General features: G+C 44.9%; 17 protein-coding genes. 11 read left to right on the top strand and 6 right to left on the bottom strand.

Going from position 1 to position 19,693, the window contains the following annotated elements:
* The first annotated feature begins 30 nt into the window (after nt 1-30).
* A complete protein-coding gene (gene queG / locus AAA938_RS17150; RefSeq protein WP_338229989.1) occupies nt 31-972 on the top strand; it encodes a tRNA epoxyqueuosine(34) reductase QueG in 942 nt (313 codons plus the stop codon).
* 3 nt (nt 973-975) lie between these two features.
* Complete coding sequence (gene corA, locus AAA938_RS17145) at nt 976-2,082, top strand: magnesium/cobalt transporter CorA (protein ID WP_338229988.1); 1,107 nt, start codon at nt 976-978, stop codon at nt 2,080-2,082.
* Between the two features lies 1 nt (nt 2,083).
* Here the strand turns inward: corA and AAA938_RS17140 are convergent, their stop codons facing one another.
* The 3 genes from AAA938_RS17140 to AAA938_RS17130 form a co-directional block, all read right to left on the bottom strand.
* Complete coding sequence (locus AAA938_RS17140; RefSeq protein ID WP_338229987.1) at nt 2,084-2,494, bottom strand: META domain-containing protein; 411 nt, start codon at nt 2,492-2,494, stop codon at nt 2,084-2,086.
* An 81-nt stretch (nt 2,495-2,575) separates the two neighbouring features.
* Entirely contained in the window at nt 2,576-3,433 is an 858-nt protein-coding gene (gene nadC, locus AAA938_RS17135) for a carboxylating nicotinate-nucleotide diphosphorylase (protein WP_338229986.1), read from the bottom strand.
* 41 nt (nt 3,434-3,474) lie between these two features.
* Nucleotides 3,475-3,870 carry a DUF4783 domain-containing protein gene (locus tag AAA938_RS17130; RefSeq protein ID WP_338229985.1) on the bottom strand — a complete coding sequence of 132 codons (396 nt, stop codon included), beginning with the start codon at nt 3,868-3,870 and terminating at the stop codon, nt 3,475-3,477.
* Between the two features lie 136 nt (nt 3,871-4,006).
* On the opposite strand from AAA938_RS17130, the gene gpmI reads away from it, so the two are divergent.
* On the top strand, nt 4,007-5,533 hold the full coding sequence (gene gpmI, locus AAA938_RS17125) for a 2,3-bisphosphoglycerate-independent phosphoglycerate mutase (RefSeq protein ID WP_338229984.1): 1,527 nt from the start codon (nt 4,007-4,009) through the stop codon (nt 5,531-5,533).
* Entirely contained in the window at nt 5,530-6,087 is a 558-nt protein-coding gene (locus AAA938_RS17120) for a hypothetical protein (RefSeq protein ID WP_338229983.1), read from the top strand. The genes gpmI and AAA938_RS17120 overlap by 4 nt, the downstream gene beginning before the upstream one ends.
* Nucleotides 6,088-6,110: 23 nt before the next feature.
* Here AAA938_RS17120 and AAA938_RS17115 read toward each other — a convergent pair whose 3' ends face one another.
* Complete coding sequence (locus tag AAA938_RS17115; RefSeq protein ID WP_338229982.1) at nt 6,111-7,787, bottom strand: amidase; 1,677 nt, start codon at nt 7,785-7,787, stop codon at nt 6,111-6,113.
* Nucleotides 7,788-7,861: 74 nt separating this feature from the next.
* Here AAA938_RS17115 and AAA938_RS17110 point away from each other — a divergent pair, with 74 nt between their 5' ends.
* The gene (locus AAA938_RS17110; RefSeq protein WP_338229981.1) at nt 7,862-8,305 is read left to right on the top strand and encodes a hypothetical protein; all 444 of its coding nucleotides are present in this window, start codon (nt 7,862-7,864) and stop codon (nt 8,303-8,305) included.
* A gap of 40 nt (nt 8,306-8,345) precedes the next feature.
* On the opposite strand, the gene AAA938_RS17105 is transcribed toward AAA938_RS17110, so the two are convergent.
* Nucleotides 8,346-8,642 (bottom strand): hypothetical protein, encoded by a 297-nt coding sequence (locus AAA938_RS17105; RefSeq protein ID WP_338229980.1) that lies wholly within the window; start codon nt 8,640-8,642, stop codon nt 8,346-8,348.
* 141 nt (nt 8,643-8,783) lie between these two features.
* Between AAA938_RS17105 and polA the strand changes: the two genes are divergently transcribed.
* On the top strand, nt 8,784-11,612 hold the full coding sequence (gene polA, locus AAA938_RS17100) for a DNA polymerase I (RefSeq protein WP_338229979.1): 2,829 nt from the start codon (nt 8,784-8,786) through the stop codon (nt 11,610-11,612).
* 90 nt (nt 11,613-11,702) lie between these two features.
* Nucleotides 11,703-13,076 (top strand): DNA repair protein RadA, encoded by a 1,374-nt coding sequence (radA, locus tag AAA938_RS17095; RefSeq protein ID WP_338229978.1) that lies wholly within the window; start codon nt 11,703-11,705, stop codon nt 13,074-13,076.
* 15 nt (nt 13,077-13,091) lie between these two features.
* Here the strand turns inward: radA and AAA938_RS17090 are convergent, their stop codons facing one another.
* Nucleotides 13,092-15,029 (bottom strand): TlpA family protein disulfide reductase, encoded by a 1,938-nt coding sequence (locus AAA938_RS17090; RefSeq protein WP_338229977.1) that lies wholly within the window; start codon nt 15,027-15,029, stop codon nt 13,092-13,094.
* Nucleotides 15,030-15,173: 144 nt separating this feature from the next.
* Here AAA938_RS17090 and AAA938_RS17085 point away from each other — a divergent pair, with 144 nt between their 5' ends.
* From AAA938_RS17085 to aqpZ, 4 genes are all read left to right on the top strand, one after another.
* A complete protein-coding gene (locus AAA938_RS17085) occupies nt 15,174-15,542 on the top strand; it encodes a DMT family protein (RefSeq protein ID WP_338229976.1) in 369 nt (122 codons plus the stop codon).
* 7 nt (nt 15,543-15,549) lie between these two features.
* A complete protein-coding gene (locus AAA938_RS17080) occupies nt 15,550-17,301 on the top strand; it encodes an arylsulfatase (protein WP_338229975.1) in 1,752 nt (583 codons plus the stop codon).
* 64 nt (nt 17,302-17,365) lie between these two features.
* Complete coding sequence (locus AAA938_RS17075) at nt 17,366-18,766, top strand: pyridoxal phosphate-dependent decarboxylase family protein (protein ID WP_338229974.1); 1,401 nt, start codon at nt 17,366-17,368, stop codon at nt 18,764-18,766.
* A 207-nt stretch (nt 18,767-18,973) separates the two neighbouring features.
* Nucleotides 18,974-19,660, top strand: coding sequence for an aquaporin Z (aqpZ, locus tag AAA938_RS17070; RefSeq protein WP_338229973.1), 687 nt, complete (start codon nt 18,974-18,976; stop codon nt 19,658-19,660).
* Nucleotides 19,661-19,693: the final 33 nt, after the last annotated feature.

The raw sequence follows: 19,693 nt of genomic DNA, 5'->3' as shown, positions 1-19,693 counted from the left end.
AAAATGATTTAAACTACTTTTCGAATTCCTATGACCCCAGCCGAAAAACATTCCCAATTCCTCAAATCCACCGCAAAGCGCTTGGGTTTTGACTTTTGCGGGATTGCCAAGGCAGAGTTTTTGGAGTCAGAAGCATCCCGATTGGAAGAATGGCTCAATCGAAATTACCATGGAAAAATGGCCTACTTGGCCAATCACTTTGACAAGCGACTTGACCCAACCAAACTGGTGGAAGGAGCTAAAACGGTGGTTTCCCTGATCTACAATTATTACCCCGAGAAGCAACTTCCCCATCAGTCTGAGGATATCAAACTGGCTAAATACGCCTATGGAGAAGATTACCATGACGTAATCCGAACTAAACTCACCGAGTTTTTGGAAGTGCTACGGGAAGAAATCGGCGAAATCAATGGTCGATCTTTTGTGGATTCGGCACCGGTGATGGAGCGGCAATGGGCGCAACGGGCTGGCTTAGGTTGGATCGGAAAAAACAGTCTCCTTCTCAATCGGCAGATGGGAAGTTTTTTCTTTTTGGCCGAGTTGATTATCGACTTGGAAGCCACTCCGGACATCCCATTAGCTAAAGACTACTGCGGGACTTGCACCGCCTGTATCGACGCTTGCCCCACGGATGCAATTGTGCAGCCGGAGGTCATTGATGCCTCCAAATGTATTTCCTATTTGACCATCGAGTTAAAAGAGGCGATCCCTGATGGATTTGCCGGAAAGATGGAAAATTGGGTCTTTGGCTGCGATATCTGTCAGGATGTTTGTCCCTGGAACCGTTTTTCCCGACCGCATCATGAATCGGCCTTTCTCCCTCATCCGGATTTAGAGGGTTTTTCCAACAAAGATTGGATTGAAATGACTGAGGAAACCTTCCGAAAGGTATTTGGAAAATCAGCAGTCAAACGCACCAAATTTGCCGGACTGAAAAGAAATATCGATTTTATTGAAGCAAAAAAATCATGAATCATGCTTCAAAAGTCTCCTCTCAAACAATTTCAGAAGCTTTTTAAAACTCAGCACAAGAAAAGACCTGCTCATAAAGTAGGCTTGCCTCCTGCTGCCTTGGTCTTCACCGGAGACAAAAAGCAGGAAGAAGTTTATATCAATCTGATAGGGTATGATGAGCTGGAGTTTTTCCAGGAGCGAGTCACTCTGGACCAACTTCGCAAGCATCTGGAGCAGAAAAAGAAGGTGGTTTGGATAGATGTGATAGGCTTGCATGACATCGCTCTTTTGGAGGAAATCGGGCAGCTTTTTGGGATACATAAACTCACACTGGAAGATATCCTGGATGTGGATCAGCGTCCCAAAATGGAGGTGTTTCAGGAATACCTTTTTGCCACGCTGAAAATGATCCAATGTCCCAGTCCCGAATCGCCAATCCAAGAAGAGCAGGTGAGTTTTTTGATGGAGAAAGAGATTTTGATCACTTTTCAGGAAAAGGAAGGGGATGTCTTTCAATTTGTACGGGATCGTCTTCAAGATCCCAAGCGGGCTATCCGACATCGAGGTACGGATTACCTCCTCTATGCGCTTTTGGATGCAGTGATCGATAATTATTTTTCTGTAATGGAAAATATCGGCCTGCGTATCGAGAACCTTGAGTCTCAAGCCATGCTGGAGCCAGGAAATGAAACCCTTCAAACACTGTATCTACAACGCCGGGAAATGATGGATCTGAGGCGATCAGTCTATCCCCTTCGGGAGGTGATCGGTTCTTTTGATAAGTATGCGGAGCATAGAATTTCTGCCGAAGTACGGCCCTTTATCCGGGATTTGTATGAAAATACCATTCAGGTGATCGAGACTATGGAAGTTTTCCGTGATATGTCCTCGGGAGTGGTTGACCTGTATATGAACAGTCTCTCCAATCGGATGAATAATGTCATGAAGGTCCTGACGATCATCTCTACCATTTTTATCCCTCTCAGCTTTGTGGCGGGAGTGTATGGGATGAATTTCGAAAACATGCCCGAGCTCCAATTCAAAAACGGCTATTTCTTTGTTTTGGGAGGTATGGGCTTGGCGGCGCTAGGTATGCTTTTCTACTTCCGCTCCAAAAAATGGCTTTAGCCTATTGAAGCTTCAGGATGACTCGCTTTTTGCTGTCTTTGAGCCAAAGTTGACCTCCGGTGACCTGATAGCGCTCCACGGATTTGAGGGTTTCCAGGAATTTGTTTTCAAAATCCTGATTCTGACAAGCCATCATCGTTACCCCTAAATTTCCGAAGGAAATTCTGTTTTTTTTCTCCAGCTCATAAGGGCCAAAAATACGATTACAGCTACCATTGCCGGTAATTGTTTTTTCAGCTGCATTAAAAAACAAATGAGCGTCCTGAGGGGAATTGGAGGTCTGCACGGGTACACCGAGCATTTCTACCACGGTCCATTGCTTGTCTGTCCAGCTGGCATCAGGCTGGGAGGATTTGCAAGAAGAAAGTGCCCCGATAATCAAAAGGGAAAAAAGAATCGATTTAATTTTCATGGATTAGTAGTTGGTTTAATCTCAGTAATATAAGTCCCAAAAACCCAAATAGGTTTCTTTTTCAGCGGGCAAATTTTGGATTTAAAAAGCTTTTAAACTGATATCCAGACTACTTACGGAGTGAGTAAGGGCACCCATCGAAATGTAATCCACTCCGCATTCTGCTACCTCTACCAGATTGGATTCAGTAATACCTCCTGAAGCTTCGGTTCCCATTTTCCCATCAATTCTCCTGACTGCCTCTTTCATGGTATCCGGGTCCATGTTGTCCAGCATGATGTAGTCTACCCCTCCCACCTGAAGCACTTCATCCACTTCTTCCAAATTTCTGGTTTCCACCTCGATTTTGAGTTTTAGCTGATTTTCTTCCAGATATTTTTTGGTTCGTTCGATCGCTTTTCGAATACCTCCTGCAAAGTCCACGTGGTTGTCCTTCAGCATGATCATATCATACAATGCAAAGCGATGATTCACTCCTCCCCCGATCAGTACAGCCCACTTTTCCATCAACCGGAAATTAGGAGTGGTTTTCCTTGTATCCATTAGACGTGCTTTGGTATGGGAAATCAGTTGGGTGAGTCGATGGGTTTTAGTAGCAATGGCACTCATCCGTTGCATGCAGTTCAAGACCAGGCGCTCAGCTGATAAAATGGAAGCAGAAGGTCCTGAAACCAGGAATCCTATATCTCCTGCATGTACTTCCTCCCCGTCTTTTTTCAGAAGCTCGACCTCTAGCTTTGGGTCTACCGCTTGGAAGATGTACGTGGCCAGTTCTACCCCTGCCAAGATTCCTGACTCTTTGATGAGAAGTTTCGCTTGCCCAATTTTCCCTTCCGGAATGGAAGCCAAAGAAGAATAATCTCCGGGACCAATATCCTCTTGCAGAGCTGCAGAAATAAAGGAATGGAGAGCTTCAGGGGTCAGATAGGGTGGATTCATGCCCCAAAAGTAGTCAAAACTATCCGTTTCGCTTGAGGTGATCAGCTTTTTACAAAGTCGAGACTGTAAATTCTGAAGCTGTCATTGGACTCTGAAACTTTGATAAAAACCCGGTATGTGCTTGTACTACTGGCATATTCTCCGATGTAGGTGCTGATGCTTCCCGGAGATTCTTTTTGGTAGAGAATGCTAAAGCCCTGGGAGGGATTTTTTCTGAAAAAGTCTTTCAAAACCAATTCTGCTTGATTTCTGGAATAGTCGCCTTGCTGTCCGTTGATATTCAAGGTGATGCTTGTTTCAAAAAACCGGGCTAAATCGTTGCTTGAGCCACTTTCCAAGGCAGAGATGATGGGGTCTATAGAAGGTGCCGTTTCCTTTTCTTCTGAAAAAGGAGAAATAACCAAGAGAAAGGAAAAAAGGAATTTGATTATAAGCATCGACCCAATTGGGCAAAATCCAAGCCAAAAAAATCAGTTTGAAATTCATTTGTTTGCCTAAGAAAGAGAGCAAGTCAATCTTTGTCAAAAACATTCCCTTGGGCTACTTTGGAGTGAAAAGTAATATATTTGCGGCATGGACAGGAAAGTTTTATTGATGATTTTGGATGGCTGGGGATTGGCTACCAATCCTGCGGTCTCTGCAATTGACAAGGCAAAGACCCCTTTTGTAGATAGCCTATATGAAAAATATCCCCATTCCAAGCTTGAAGCATCCGGGCTGGCAGTAGGCCTTCCGGAAGGACAAATGGGAAACTCGGAAGTAGGTCACATGAATATTGGTGCCGGTCGAGTAGTCTATCAGGATTTGGTCAAAATCAATCAGGCCGTCAAAAACAAAGAACTGGACCAGCATCCAGTTTTGGTGTCCGCATTTGCTAAAGCCAAGGAGGGAAATAAAAAAGTACACCTAATCGGGCTGGTATCCGATGGGGGAGTTCATGCGCACATTGATCACCTGAAAGGCTTGTGTGATGCAGCAAAAGCCAATGGCTTGGACCAAGTATTCATCCATGCTTTCACGGACGGAAGAGATACTGACCCTAAAGGCGGAGTGCGCTACTTGTCCGATCTTCAGGATCATTTGAAAAACTCTGTCGGACAGGTCGCTTCTGTAGTAGGCAGATACTATGCCATGGACCGGGACAATCGCTGGGAGCGCGTTAAGCTGGCCTACGATGCTTTAGTCTATGGAGAAGGAGAAAAATCCAAAGATATTCTGGCAGCGATCCGCAAGTCTTACGACAACAACGTCACTGACGAGTTTATTCGCCCGATTATCCATGTTGGCAAGGACAATAAGCCATTGGCGACTATTCAGGACGGGGATTTGGTGATTTGTTTCAACTTCCGTACTGACCGTGGAAGAGAAATCACTCAGGTGCTTACCCAAAAGGACTTTGAGGATTATCACATGAAAAAACTCAACTTGGACTACATCACCTTTACCAATTATGACGATACGTTCAAAGGGGTGAAGGTTTTGTTTGAAAAGGATAATCTGAACAATACCCTTGGCCAAGTCTTGTCGCAGGCGGGAAAAACCCAAATCCGAATCGCTGAAACTGAAAAGTATCCACATGTGACCTTCTTTTTCTCAGGAGGCAGGGAGACAGAGTTTGAAGGAGAAAGTAGAATCCTTTGCCCTTCTCCTAAAGTGGCTACGTATGACCTGAAGCCTGAAATGAGTGCTTTTGAGATTGCATCCAAAATTTCACCTGAGCTGAAGAAGAAAAAGGCTGACTTTATCTGCCTCAACTTCGCCAATGCGGATATGGTGGGGCATACAGGCGACTTCGATGCCGCTGTCAAAGCCTGCGAGGCTGTGGATGAGTGTGCAAACCGTGTGATCACTACTGCTTTGGAAAATGATTATACCGTTTTGGTCATAGCTGATCATGGAAACTCAGACATGATGATCAACGAAGACGGCACACCCAATACTGCCCATACAACCAACTTAGTGCCTTTTATTTTAGTGGATAAGAATCAACAATTTCCGGTCAAGGACGGAAAATTAGGGGATTTGGCTCCAACTATCCTCAAATTGATTGGGCTGGATATCCCTTCAGAAATGACCGGGGAAATCCTGATTGAAGCATGAAAGTAAGATTTGCAACACAAATTATCCTCTTGGCGGTGATGTGCTTTGCTTGCGATTCTGCAAGAAAGGAAGTCAAGATGGAAAAGCTCCCCTATTTCGATCTGAAAGGATTTATGGATTTGGAAGTGGCCAAATTGGAGGGAGTGACCGTGTCTAAGGTATCTCGTATCAATGGACAGGAAAAAACTTCTGAGGTGGTTCTTTCCACTCAGGAGTGGAAGGAAGAGTTCCAAACCTTCTATGAGGCGGATATCAATAAACCGTCTTTGGCACTTTCCTATTCCACCAATGCCTACTACGAATACCTGATTCATGAACTTTTGCCTGGCGAGAAGGGAAAAGTAAAAGAGATCAAAATCAAGTACAACAAAGACTACCCTTCTTCGATCACTTTTAGGATGAAGGACGAAAATCTGTTTTTTTCCACAGCCACTTCAGGGGAGTTTTATCTCAATCAGCTCACCCAAAAACTCGATCACTACACGATTGAGACCACGCAAAAGGTGGTGTTCATGGATCCAACCAATATCAAAATCTCAGGAGTAGTCCGTTAAGATTCTACTCCTGAGGATCTTTTTTATCGATCAAAAAGGGGCGGTCGTTTGGCCTGCCAATCGGTGTTTTCCTGAATCAACCTTCCCAGCATAATCAGTTTTTCTTCCTCAAAAAGATTGGCCAGCAAGGTAATAGAGGTTGGACTTCCACTAGTATTGAATCCGTTTGGAAGGCACAAAGCCGGATGACCAGTCAGGTTGGTGATCTGCAACTGCTGTCCGGCAAAAGAAGGAGTGACGACCACGTCGTAGCCTTTCATCAGTTCATGCATTTCCTGAATCAATAGAGTTCGCTGTCGGCTCATCTGCACATATTCCACGGCAGGGATAAACCGTGTAGCCCGGAAGAGATTGGGCCAGGCATTTCTTCTTTGGGCTACCAGCTGATCATCCAGGTTTAAGCGGGTGAGCTCATCGAAGGCAGCTGCCCCTTCTACCATCAACATACTTACGATCGGGCCTGGATCGATGGTCGTTTTGAGTTCCAAGGGATGGAGTTCGATTCCCAGATTTTTCAGCACTTCCAACACTTGACGGTCATTTTCACTGACTCTCTCTCCTTCAAAGAAAGGCTTGAAATAGCCCACTTTGAGTTTTTTGACATCAGCTTTTGAAGAGTAATTGAAAGCCGCAGAAATGGTGGAGGCATCACCAGGATCTGCCCCATTTATGATGGAAAGGACAATTGCATTATCCAAAGTGGAGCGGGAAATCGGACCGATTTTGTCCATGGACCAGCTCAGGGCCATAGCTCCGTGCTTGCTTACTCGCCCGTAGGTAGGACGCAGCCCGGTGACCCCGTTTCTTGTGGAGGGGGAGACAATCGAACCGAGTGTTTCGGTGCCGATGGCAAAAGGCACTAATCCTGCACTTACCGCAGATGCCGAACCGGCCGAAGATCCACTGGAGCCTTGGGATAGATTCCAGGGGTTTTTGGTCACCCCGCCAAACCAGATGTCTCCCATTGCTAAGGCTCCAAGGGTAAATTTTCCTACTATAACACCTCCAGCCTCGTCCAGCTTTTGGACCACTGTGGCAGTTTCGTTGATGATTTGATCCTTATAGGGCATAGCTCCCCAGGTGGTTTTGGTGCCTTCGACTGCCAAAAGATCCTTGATTCCGTAAGGGATACCATGCAGCGGTCCTCGATATTTTCCTTCGGCCAATTCCCGGTCCATGGCTTTGGCTTTTTCCAAAGCTGTTCCTTCCATCAAAGTGATCAGACATTGGAGCGTGTCGGAATAAGTTTTGATCCGATCGAGGTAGATTTGAGTGAGTCTTTCCGAGGTGATTTTCTTTGTTTTGATCAAAACCGAAAGGTGGCTTACCGGTAGGTAGGCGATATCATGATCTGCTTTTGGAAGATCTACCTGCTGAGGGAGACCCCAATCGTAGTCTTTTTGCTCTTGAGGAGGAGTGAAACCCTGAGGCAGTGGATTAAAAATCAGCGATGGAGCCACTGAATTGTCCAATTTTGTTTTGCGCAGGGCCTCCAGATTGTTGCGCTGATTATTCAGGTTGGTGAGCATGCTGTCTTTTTCCTCAGGAGAAAAAGACAAACCAATTAGGTCAGCGGCAGCGTCGATGGTGGCAGGGGTGATTTCACCTGCTTTTTTTCCCAAGGTAAAGCCCAAAGCCAAAAAGGACAGAGCGCCAAGTAGGATAAAAGCAGGTCTGCTTGTGTGGTTTTTTGTTTTCATTGGATAGTTTTGTGTTCAGTCCAAACTAGTCAACCGCCAAGGTGTTTATTTAGCGTAGAAAAATCAAACCATTCATGGAGCAAAAACCCGCCTTTCCCATATTCCCCATGCATTTCAGAGGACTGCTTCTTTTGGCAGGAATCTATACGGTGTGCTGGTCGGCATTTTATAAGTGGTACGGGGAAACTCTTCTGAAGTGGCTGGCTATGGATGCAGAGCTATCGCATTTGCCCCCTTATAATTATTTCGGGAGTTTTGGCATTTTGGTGGGATTGATCCTGTTTGTTTCTGCTTTTTACCCAATTAGTTGGGTTTGGCTGATTTTGGCTGGGATTACCGGAAAAATTATCACAGCCATCTGGTTTTCTCTTGGATTTATACAGGATTTGGGGTGGAATAAGCGCAGTATTTTCCACTTGGTATTTAATGAATTACTGTGGCTGATTCCTCTGATTTTGATCTTTCTCAGAAGCCTTCAGGTGAAAAATTATTTGAATGAATCGGAAATGAAAAAGTGATTTCCGAAAACTGTAGTAAAATTTTTCCTCCAGTTTTCATTTAAAGGATAATGATCAAAAGAAGTAAGGAAATAATAATGATTGCTCCTACAGAAAGATAAATCCCCTTTTTCTCTGCTTCTTTTTTCATCTCTCTGAGCTCCTCTTTGACGGCCTTTACCTCTTCTTTACTCATAGATTTGAAGTCCATTGCCTTAATCTCATCGACTCGGGCTTGCATTTTTTCCAGATAGATTAACTGTTCCTCAGTCAGATCTTTTTTCGGTTTTTTGATTGGTGCCGCTTCGAGTATTCCCACTGAAGCGATCAAAACCAGAATAGTAAGGAGTTTTTTCATGGTTAAAGTGAAGTTGGTCAGAAAGGAAATTAAAGATTTTAAAAATTGATTCCAATAATTACCCATTGGTTAATGAATAATGGACTCTGCCGTTTTTGAAATTTGTAACTTGGAGGGTCAAATAAGTAATATTTCATCCTCATGTCTCAAAATCAACCCCATAAACTTTTTCTATTGGACGCTATGGCCCTGATTTACAGAGCCCATTTTGCTTTTAGCAAAAATCCACGAATCAATTCCAAAGGGCTCAATACAGGAGTAATGCTCGGATTTACCAATACCCTATTGGAAGTATTGGAAAAAGAGAAGCCTAGCCATATTGCCGTCGCCTTCGACACCAAGGCTCCGACCTTTAGGCATGAACAGTTTGAGGCATACAAAGCCAATCGTCTGGAGCAGCCGGAGGATATTACTACTTCAATCCCATGGGTTAAAGAAATTGTAAAAGCCTTTAAAATTCCCGTTTTGGAAATGGATGGTTTTGAGGCCGACGACATCATTGGTACTCTGGCTAAAAAGGCTGAAAGGGATAATTTCACCGTGTACATGATGACCCCGGATAAGGATTACGGGCAGATCGTTAATGATCATATTTTCCTGTATAAACCAGCCTTCATGGGCAATGGAGTCGATGTCATGGGGCCAAAGCAAGTTTGCGCCAAATGGGATATCGAGAATGTAGACCAAGTGCGGGATATTCTGGGCTTGATGGGAGATGCGGTGGATAATATTCCGGGTATCCCGGGAATCGGTGAAAAAACAGCAGTGAAACTCCTGAAAGAATATGGCTCGGTGGAAGGGCTCATCGCCAATGTGGACAAACTGAAAGGCAAGCAAAAGGAAAATGTCGAAAACTTCGCTCAGCAGGGGCTTTTGTCCAAAGAATTGGCCACGATCAAAATTGATGTCCCCATAGACTTCGATGAGGAAGACCTTCGATACGATGGATTTGATGAGGAAAAGCTCAGAGCGATTTTTTCTGAATTGGAGTTTAGAACCCTTGCAAGTAGAATCTTTAAAGATGCCGGTTCCAAAAAAGCGGGTATCGCCGCACCTGCACAAATGGACCTTTTTAGCACCGCAGCAGCTGTAACTCCTGTATCCCAATCGCTTGAGGATGTAGAAGAGCAGGCTTTGCCTTCCACTCCTGTAATGATAGAAACTATCCACTCCAATGCCCATCAGTATCATAAAATCAAGGGGAAAGAGGCAGTGGATGAACTGGTGGAATTTCTGCTTTTGCAAAAGGAAATCTGCTTCGATACCGAGACCACCGATCTCGATGCGATGAAGGCAGAATTGGTCGGCCTTTCTTTTGCCTATCTGGAAGGAGAGGCGTTTTATATTCCTGTTCCTGCGGATCAAAAGGAAACTCAGGCCATTCTTGAACAGCTCCGTCCTGTCCTTGAAAATGAAGAAATTCTAAAAATCGGACAGAATATCAAATACGACATGCTGGTGCTGAAAAATTACGGCATCGAGGTCAAAGGCACGCTGTATGATACCATGCTGGCTCATTACCTTATCGAGCCGGAAGGCAAGCATGGGATGGATTGGCTGGCTCAGCAATACCTCAATTACAGACCGGTTTCGATTACCGAGTTGATCGGGAAAAAGGGGAAAAATCAGGGAAATATGCGGGATGTGGACGAGGATGAAGTCACCGCCTACGCTGCGGAAGATGCAGATATTACCTTGAGGCTAAAAGGTAAGCTGGATCCAATTATCCAATCCAACGGCTTGAAAAAGCTATTCGACGAAGTGGAAAATCCCCTGATTCGTGTGTTGACAGATATGGAGTTTGAAGGGGTGCGGATCGATACCGATAGTCTTTCAGAGCTGTCGGTTGCCTTGGAAGAGGAAAGCAAGGAAATCGAAAAGCGGGTTTATGAATTGGCAGGAGTGAAGTTTAACCTTGCCTCACCAAAGCAGTTGGGTGATGTTTTATTTGAAAAACTCAAACTGGACCCCAAAGCGAAAAAAACCAAAACCGGGCAGTATGCAACCGGCGAGGAAATTCTCTCCAAGCTAGCCGACGAACATGAAATCGCCCAGGCTATTCTGGATTTCCGTCAGATGGTAAAGCTGAAATCTACCTATGTGGATGCTTTGCCTACCATGATCAATGCAAAAACCGGAAGAATTCACACCACATACAATCAGTTTGTAGCGGCTACGGGCCGACTTTCTTCCATCAACCCCAATCTTCAAAACATTCCGATTCGGACAGCCAGGGGTAGGGAAATCCGAAAGGCTTTTGTCCCAAGGGATGAAAATCACATTCTTCTTTCGGCAGATTATTCCCAAATCGAGCTTCGGCTGATGGCGGCATTTTCTCAGGACGAATCCATGCTGGAGGCTTTCAAAAATGGACGGGATATCCATGCTACCACAGCGGCAAAGATCTTCAAGGTGCCTTTGGAAGAGGTGACTTCGGATATGCGTAGAAAGGCCAAAACCGCCAATTTTGGGATTATTTATGGGATTTCTGCTTTTGGTTTGGCGCAAAGGCTATCGATCCCAAGAGGAGAAGCCAAGGAAATCATTGATGCCTATTTCACGGAGTTTCCTGCAGTGAAAGCCTATATGGATGGAGCAATCGAAAAGGCCAGAAAAGACGAATATGTAGAAACGATCCTTGGCCGTCGTCGCTACCTGAGAGATATCAACAGCCGAAATATGACGATGCGGGGATTTGCGGAGCGAAATGCCATCAATGCTCCCCTTCAGGGCTCGGCAGCTGATCTGATTAAAGTCGCGATGATCCATGTACATGACTGGATGAAGAAGGAAAAGCTGAAGTCCAAAATGATCCTTCAGGTGCATGATGAATTGGTCTTTGATGCGCACAAAGACGAGGTGGAGCTGCTGAAAAAACACATCCCCGGTCTGATGTCCAATGCCATCAAACTTCCTGTGCCGATCGAAGTGGAAGTAGGAGTAGGAAAGGATTGGCTGGAAGCTCACTAGGATTGAAAGATTAGAAAATTTGAATATTGAAAAATTGGTTGGTATCAATTGGAGATCGAGTCTTGATACCAGCTACTTGATACTTCAAAAATGGCTAAAGTAAAAACCTCCTTTTTCTGTCAAAACTGCGGAGCGCAAAGCCCCAAATGGCTGGGTAAATGTCCTGCCTGTGGGGAATGGAATACCTACGTGGAAGAAATTGTCCAAAAGGAAGAAACAGGAAAGGGTACTTGGAAGCAGAGTATAGGTGGAACCAAAAAAGTGGCTTCTCCCAAAAAAATCACGGAGGTCAATTATGAAGAACAGCCCCGCTGGGTAACCGGTGACCCTGAGCTGGATCGGGTGCTCGGAGGAGGAATAGTGCCAGGTTCCTTGGTCCTGATCGGCGGCGAACCGGGAATCGGGAAGTCCACACTCATGCTTCAGATAGCGCTAACGCTGAAAGGAAAAACCATTCTCTATGTTTCCGGGGAAGAAAGTGAAGCACAAATCAAAATGCGAGCTGATCGCATGGCAGCCAAAAATCCGGATTGCTACGTTCTTTCTGAAACCAATACCCAGCAGATTTTTCAGCAGATCGAGATACTTAAACCAGACTTTTTGATCATTGATTCCATACAGACACTGAGCAGTCAATATGTGGAATCTGCTGCCGGATCGGTATCCCAAGTCCGTGAATGCACCGCTGAGCTGATGAAGTTTGCCAAGGAGACCGGCACGCCTGTTTTCTTGATCGGTCATATCACCAAAGACGGCTCCATTGCCGGGCCAAAAGTCCTCGAGCACATGGTAGATACGGTCTTGCAGTTTGAGGGAGACCGGCATTTGACTTATCGGATTCTCCGGACTTCCAAAAACCGTTTTGGCTCCACCCATGAATTGGGGATTTATGAAATGCGGGCAGAAGGACTGCGATCGGTGGCCAATCCATCTGAGATTCTTTTGACACAGCGGGAAGAAGTCCTGAATGGAGTTGCGATTGGTGCGATGATGGAAGGCAATCGCCCCATTCTGATTGAAATCCAGTCTTTAGTCAGTCCTGCGACTTATGGCACTCCACAGCGGAGCAGTACCGGACACGATGCTAAGCGATTGAATATGCTATTGGCTGTTTTGGAAAAGCGCGGAGGCATGCGATTGGGCCAGCAGGATGTGTTTTTGAATGTGGCTGGCGGGCTTCGGGTGGATGATCCGGGATTGGACTTGGCGGTATGTGCTTCGTTGATTTCCAGCTATGAGGACACGCCTGTCTCGGAGCAGATTTGCTTTGCCGGAGAAGTGGGTTTGGGAGGTGAAATTCGTGCTGTATCCCGAATCGAAAACCGAATCGCTGAAGCCGAAAAGTTGGGCTTCAAAAAGATCGTAGTCTCCAAATACGCAGTGAAGGGCTTGGATTTCAAAAAATTCAAAATACAAATCCTCCAGGTGAGTAAGCTGGAGGAGATGTACAAGCTGATTTTTTAATGCAAGGACTTTTTATTATCGCGATACAAATTCCTTGAGCTGATCAAGTAATTGATCTCCAGAACTAGGCCGATGGATTCCTTCCCGGATCAATTTGCCTTCCTTGGTGATCAGTAGGTAAGTTGGAAAACCGGTGATATTAAGTTCTTTGTCGAATTGTTGATAAGCCTCTTGGTCCAAGAAATAATGCTCACCAGCCAATTGGAATTTTTTGATTTGATTTTCAAAAGTTTCACGCTCGGATTTTGCACAGATGTAGGCGAATACCACGCCCTCAGGGGCTTCCTTTTTTAAGATTGCGGCATTTTTAAATTCGCTGATGCAGGGCCCGCACCAAGTTGCCCACACGTCGATGTAAATTACTTTTCCGGGATGTTTTTCCTTCAGCTGTGCAAGGACATTATCAGCCGATTCAGCAATAGCTACCCCTTCCACGAATTTTGCGTTTTTACTCCGTTCGAAATCGTCGATTTTATTTTCGATGATTGAAAGAATGTTTGGATCGAGATTGAGTGTATTTAATTCTATCTGAATCTCCTCCGGAACTTCTTGGCCTGAGGAGAGGAAATTCAGGTCGAGGTAAGTTGAAATAATGCTAGAACGTGGGATACTTTCCAATCCTTTGATTTTCGCCAAAAAGAATGGCCATTGGACGTCTTGGTAAAAATTGAGCATCTCGCTTTGATAGGTTTTTGATAGGTTTTTAAATTCATCGGTTAGGATAATTTCTTCTCTTGGCTTACCTGCTTTGACTTGCTTATACCAATCCTCTAATGCCTCAATTTCTGAGGGGCTCAACTCCTGCTTTTTCAAAAACTCATATCTTTTTTCACTGACTTGACGGGAAATCTCTTGCATTTCTTCTGGTTGGGTAGGCATACTGAACTCTCGCATCAATCCAGAGAACTCAGATGTCATTAAGTCTTCCAAATCGTTGGTTATCAAGTTTTTTACAGCTTCTTCATATTCTTCAGGCACGTCTACCGGGGTTAGCCTTCCTTCAATAATTCCTGAATGCAACCAAATGTACCGCATCAGCTGGTCTGCGGCATAAATTCTGGCGTTTCGAAGGTGGACTTCCTGCATCAACGGGCTGACTGGGATAGAGTCAAAATAATTTTTAAAGAAAGCCTCGTGCTTTTTCATTAGCTCCAATCGGTAGTCCAAAAAGGCTTTAGGGTCCAGAACTTTTTGAATACTGTCGGTGAAAAAATAGTCACGTACCTTCATGAATTCGGGATTAAGCAAGCGTTTTTCTTCATTTTCAATGGCTAGGTCTCCCATGAAGTCGATGCTTTTTACTTTAGTCCAGGCTTCCACCCCGCTACCAAAGGAATCTTCGTCCACAATCATGGCTTGCTTGGCACCTGGCTTGGTGAAATAAGTAAAAAATGCATTTCCGATTCGTACCATCACTTCTTGAGGATAGTCAAGTGGGAAAATGACTTTGAATCTGCCCTTTTCATCCACATCACCGGAAAATTGAAGTTGGTCATCGCTGAAGGCATGGTTGTAAATAATGGTAATTGTAGCGGGCATAGCTTCCTTGGGGAGGAAAACACCCTGAAGAAGCACCTGATCTGCTCTGAAAAAATCATTGGTCACGTCGGTTTGGCCAATTTTGCGATTTTTGAGATCGGTGGATTTGGAGGAGCGAATGGGGATTTCTTTGTCGGCTTCCGCCAAAATTGATTTCTCTCCAGATTTTTTGAGTCTTAGGGTTCGGTTTTCGGAACCTTGAATTAGTGTAAAATTACCTTCTCCGGTGGATTTCAGTTCCCAAAGTTGACCATCGTATAGGGCAAAATCCTCCCCGATTGAGAAAATGAGTTCATTGCTTCCATCTGCTGAATACCAGCTTTGAAGTCCTGGTTTGGGAGTTGACTCCTGTGATATGGCGGGTAAGACTACCAAGTTAAAAAGAAGGAAAAAAGAGATGAGTTTGGATTTCATAGGTTAAATTCTTTGTTAGGCAAGATATGAAAACGGAGAAGAATATCTGGGTTTTGTTTTTGTTAATTAGTCCTAATTTTTCAATTTTCCTGACCTCAAAAAACCACTTTTCAAGTCTAGATTTGAATTCAAATACTTCTACCCATGAAAGCTCTCCTCACCATAGGACTCCTCATCCTATCCAACACCTTTATGACCTTGGCTTGGTATGGCCACCTCAAATTTGCCGAGTGGAAGTGGTTCAGCAAACTGGGATTAGTATCGGTGATTCTGATCAGTTGGGGAATTGCTCTTTTCGAATATTGCTTTCAGGTACCTGCCAACAAAATAGGCTTTTCCGGCAATGGAGGGCCTTTTTCATTGGTCCAACTCAAAGTACTTCAGGAAGTCATTACCCTAGTCGTATTCATGATTTTCACCCTGATTGCCTTCAAAAATGAGACCCTTCGGCTCAATCACCTCATCGGGGGAGTTTTTTTAGTCTTGGCGGTTTATTTTATTTTCAAGAAATAGAAAAACTATGAATCGACTTTTCCTTTCAGGATTATTTTTGACTGTTTTCTTTGGACTGGTATCCTGTGAGGCGAAAAAGCCTGATTCTCCCCCCAATTTGATCTTGATTATGACGGATGATCAGGGTTTTGGAGACTTAGCTTTTCATGGTAATGCTTGGGTCAAAACGCCCAATTTGGACCAATTGGCTGGGGAGTCGGCCCGATTTGATCGTTTTTACGTGAGTCCGCTTTGTGCCCCAACACGGGCAAGCTTGCTCACCGGAAGATATCATCTGCGTACTGGAGTGGTGTCGGTTTCCAATGGATTGGAGAGCATGAATGCCGAGGAATACACGTTGGCTGAGCTTTTCCGGGACAATGGCTATCGAACAGGCATTTTTGGCAAGTGGCACAATGGACAGCACTACCCCAATCATCCCTTGGCGCAGGGCTTCGAGGAGTTTACCGGATTTTCGGCTGGGCATTGGTCCAATTATTTTAATACCCATCTGGAAAAAAACGGGGAGAAAAAGGTATTCGAAGGCTATTTACCGGATGTCCTGACGGATGAAGCCTTGGATTTTATCCGCAAAAACAAAGACCAGCCCTTCTTCACCTACCTTCCGCTAAACACTCCCCACAGCCCTCATCAGGTTCCTGATCGGTTTTTTGACCCGTACAAAGCGGCAGGTTTGAGTGAGGAACTGGCGGCGATCTATGGCATGGTGGGAAATATTGATTGGAATGTAGGCCGAGTCATGAACCTCCTGAAGGAACTGGATTTGGATGAAAATACCTTGGTCATTTTCCTTACCGACAATGGTCCCAATGGAAGGCGGTTCAATGCGGAAATGAAAGGAGTGAAGGGGTCTGTCCATGAAGGAGGGGTTCGAGTTCCAAGTTTTTGGCGATGGAAAGGGAAAATTCAGCCACAGGTGATTTCCACTGCAGCAGCACATATCGATGTGATGCCGACTTTGACCGATCTTTTTGGGTTGGAGAAAAACGAAGGAAAACCCTGGGATGGAGTTTCATTGGTTCCCCTTTTGGAGGGAAAATCCTTGGAATCCAGACCCATTTTTTCCCATGTTGCTCAATTGGACAAGGAATTGAAAAGCCGACCTGGGGCAATCCGTCAGGATTCTTTGCTCTTGACTCTTTTGGCAGATGGGGTCAGTTTGTATGACTTGAAAAATGATCCTTCCCAAACTCGGGATTTGGCGGAAACTTACCCTGAGCTTAAGTTAGCTTTGGAGGAAAAGTACCAAAACTGGTGGAATGAGGTCAGTGTAGGCATCCAAATGATTCGGAGAATTCCCTTATCTCCACAAGGCAGACAGGCAGTTTTGCCGGCTTATGAGGCAACATTGGGGGGAGAACTGAGATTTTTCGAAGGCCATGGTTGGGCTCAGGATTGGGTGACCCATTGGAAAAAGGATGCGGATCAGCTCCGATGGGATTTGGATGTCTTGGAAGCAGGTTCATTTGAAGTTTGGCTGGAGCAGGCCAATTCGGAAAATCAGGTAGGGCATAATTGGCTTCTAGCTGATGGCTCCAATCAATTATCCCAAATAGCGCAGGAGCCCTTTATCCCTGAAGTAATTCCCAGTCCGGACCGTGTTCCCAGAAAGGAAGCTCCTGAGCAAACTTGGAACAAGCTAAAATTAGGCGAAATCAGTTTACCGGCTGGGCAAGTTTCTCTTACCTTGCAAGCCAAAAATATTTCCAAAGATGGAGCGGGTGACGTGATGAGTCTTCGCCTGATTCCGATCAAATAAGTCCCTTTTCATGCCTACTTCTCCTAAAAAAGATTTAACCCTTGATCCGGAAAACTGGGATCAAATGCGACAGCTTGGCCATCAGATGATCGATGATCTCTTCGATTATTGGCAATCCATCCGAGATCAGAAAATCTGGAAACCGATTCCTGCAGAAGTGAAGGAGTTTTTGGACCAACCCATTCCTGAACAGGGTCAAGACCCTGCAAAGGTGTATGAGGAATTCAAACAGAATATTTTTGCTTTCAATAAAGGGAATGTACACCCCCGATTTTTTGCCTGGATTCAGGGAACAGGCACACCCATGGGCGTATTGGCGGATTTGCTTGCCTCCGGGATGAATCCAAATACCACAATCGGAGAGCACTCGGCGATGTATGTGGATAGGCAGGTGGTCAACTGGTGCAAGGAGTTGATGAATTTTCCATCAGAGGCTTCCGGTATTTTGGTCAGTGGAGGGTCCATGGCCAATATCACTGCATTGACAGTCGCTCGGAATTCATTTGGAGAGGAACAAATCCGTCAGAGAGGGCTGAAAGCTGCCTCCGCCCAGTTGGTGTTGTACTGCTCGGTGGAGACCCATTCCTGCATACAGAAAGCAGCGGAAATCATTGGCTTGGGAACCGATTCGGTCAGAAAAATCGGGGTGAATTCGAACTATGAAATGAAAGTCGAGGAACTGGAACAGCAAATCCAGCAAGATATCCAAGAGGGATTGCTTCCTTTTGCTGTGGTTGGAACCTCAGGCACGGTAAATACAGGAGCGATTGATCCCATGGAGGATTTGCTGGCTGTTTCCAGAAAATATGGCTTGTGGTTTCATGTGGATGGGGCCTATGGAGCATTAGCCAAATTGGACGCCAAATATGCCGAGCGATTGAAGGCGATCGAGGAGGCGGACAGCTTAGCTTTTGACTTGCACAAATGGCTTTATGTACCCTATGAAGTAGGCTGCACTTTGATTCGGGATGCCAAAAAGCACCGGGATGCTTTTGCCATCACGCCGAATTATTTGCTTCAGGAAAGCCGGGGGCTTTCCGGCGGCCTGGATTCGATCAATAATTATGGATTTGAGCTGTCTCGGGGATTCAAAGCGCTTAAAATCTGGATGTCGCTTAAAGAACACGGCAGGGCAAAATATGCCCAGATGATTGCTCAAAACAACCGACAGGCAGAATATTTGGGAATGCTCGTAGCCCAAACACCCGAGCTGGAACTGACCGCTCCTGTTTCAATGTCCATCACCTGTTTTAGAATGGTCAAACAAGGATTGTCAGAGGGTCAACTCCGCGACTTAAACCGGGAGATATTGCTCCGACTACAGGAGGAAGGGATAGCTTCTCCGAGTTCGACGATTTTGAATGGAAAATATACACTCCGTGTAGCCAATGTGAATCAACGAACTCGCATGGAGGACATGGATTTGCTGGTGAGGGAAGTTGTCAGGATAGGAAACTCGGTCTGAGGAATAGAATCGGTGAAAACTGATTCAAAAGGAATATAATGATCGGGAGGAATTAATTCCGCTTTCCTAGGATAGGTAAAATTGGAATGACTGGTCTGTTAATTAAGTGAAGATTCATCGAATTTAAACTATTCATATTCAGATGTTTATTTTGATTGTCTTATCTTCTTCACTGTTTGTTAACAGTTCACCAAAATCCCAATTCAAATGAAAAAATTAATTGCAGAATTTATTGGGACCTTATGGTTGGTCCTAGGAGGGTGTGGCAGTGCGGTTTTGGCAGCGGGATTTCCGGATTTGGGGATCGGCTTTGTTGGCGTTTCCATCGCCTTTGGTCTTACAGTAGTAACGATGGCTTATGCGATTGGGCATATTTCAGGATGTCATCTCAATCCTGCGGTTTCTGTAGGATTATGGGTTGGGGGAAGATTTGATTCAAAGGAGTTAATTCCCTACATCGTTTCTCAGGTACTTGGAGCCTTGGTTGGAGCGGGAATTTTGTATGTGATTGCCACTGGGAAGTCTGGAGTAGATTTAGGAGGATTTGCCTCCAATGGATTTGGAGAAGCCTCCCCTGGGGGATACTCCATGACTGCAGCATTTGTGACTGAAGTTGTAATGACGTTTTTCTTTCTAATAGTAATTTTAGGAGCGACACATTCAAAAGCTCCTGCTGGTTTTGCAGGATTGGCAATTGGGTTGGCCTTGGTTTTGATCCATTTGATCAGTATTCCTGTAACCAACACCTCAGTCAATCCAGCCAGAAGTACCTCACAGGCGATTTTTGCAGGAGGAATTTATCTCCAACAAGTATGGCTTTTTTGGATTGCCCCAATAATTGGTGCGGTTTTAGCTGGTATAGCTTACAAAATTCTGTCTCCTGAAAAGGAATAGGCTAATATCTTAACCGTATTTATTAAACTCTTC

The organism is Algoriphagus taiwanensis, assembly GCF_036245645.1.
GTDB lineage: Bacteria > Bacteroidota > Bacteroidia > Cytophagales > Cyclobacteriaceae > Algoriphagus > Algoriphagus taiwanensis.
The sequence above is the reverse complement of the archived record's forward strand: the minus strand, read 5'-3'. Positions and strand labels throughout refer to the sequence as shown.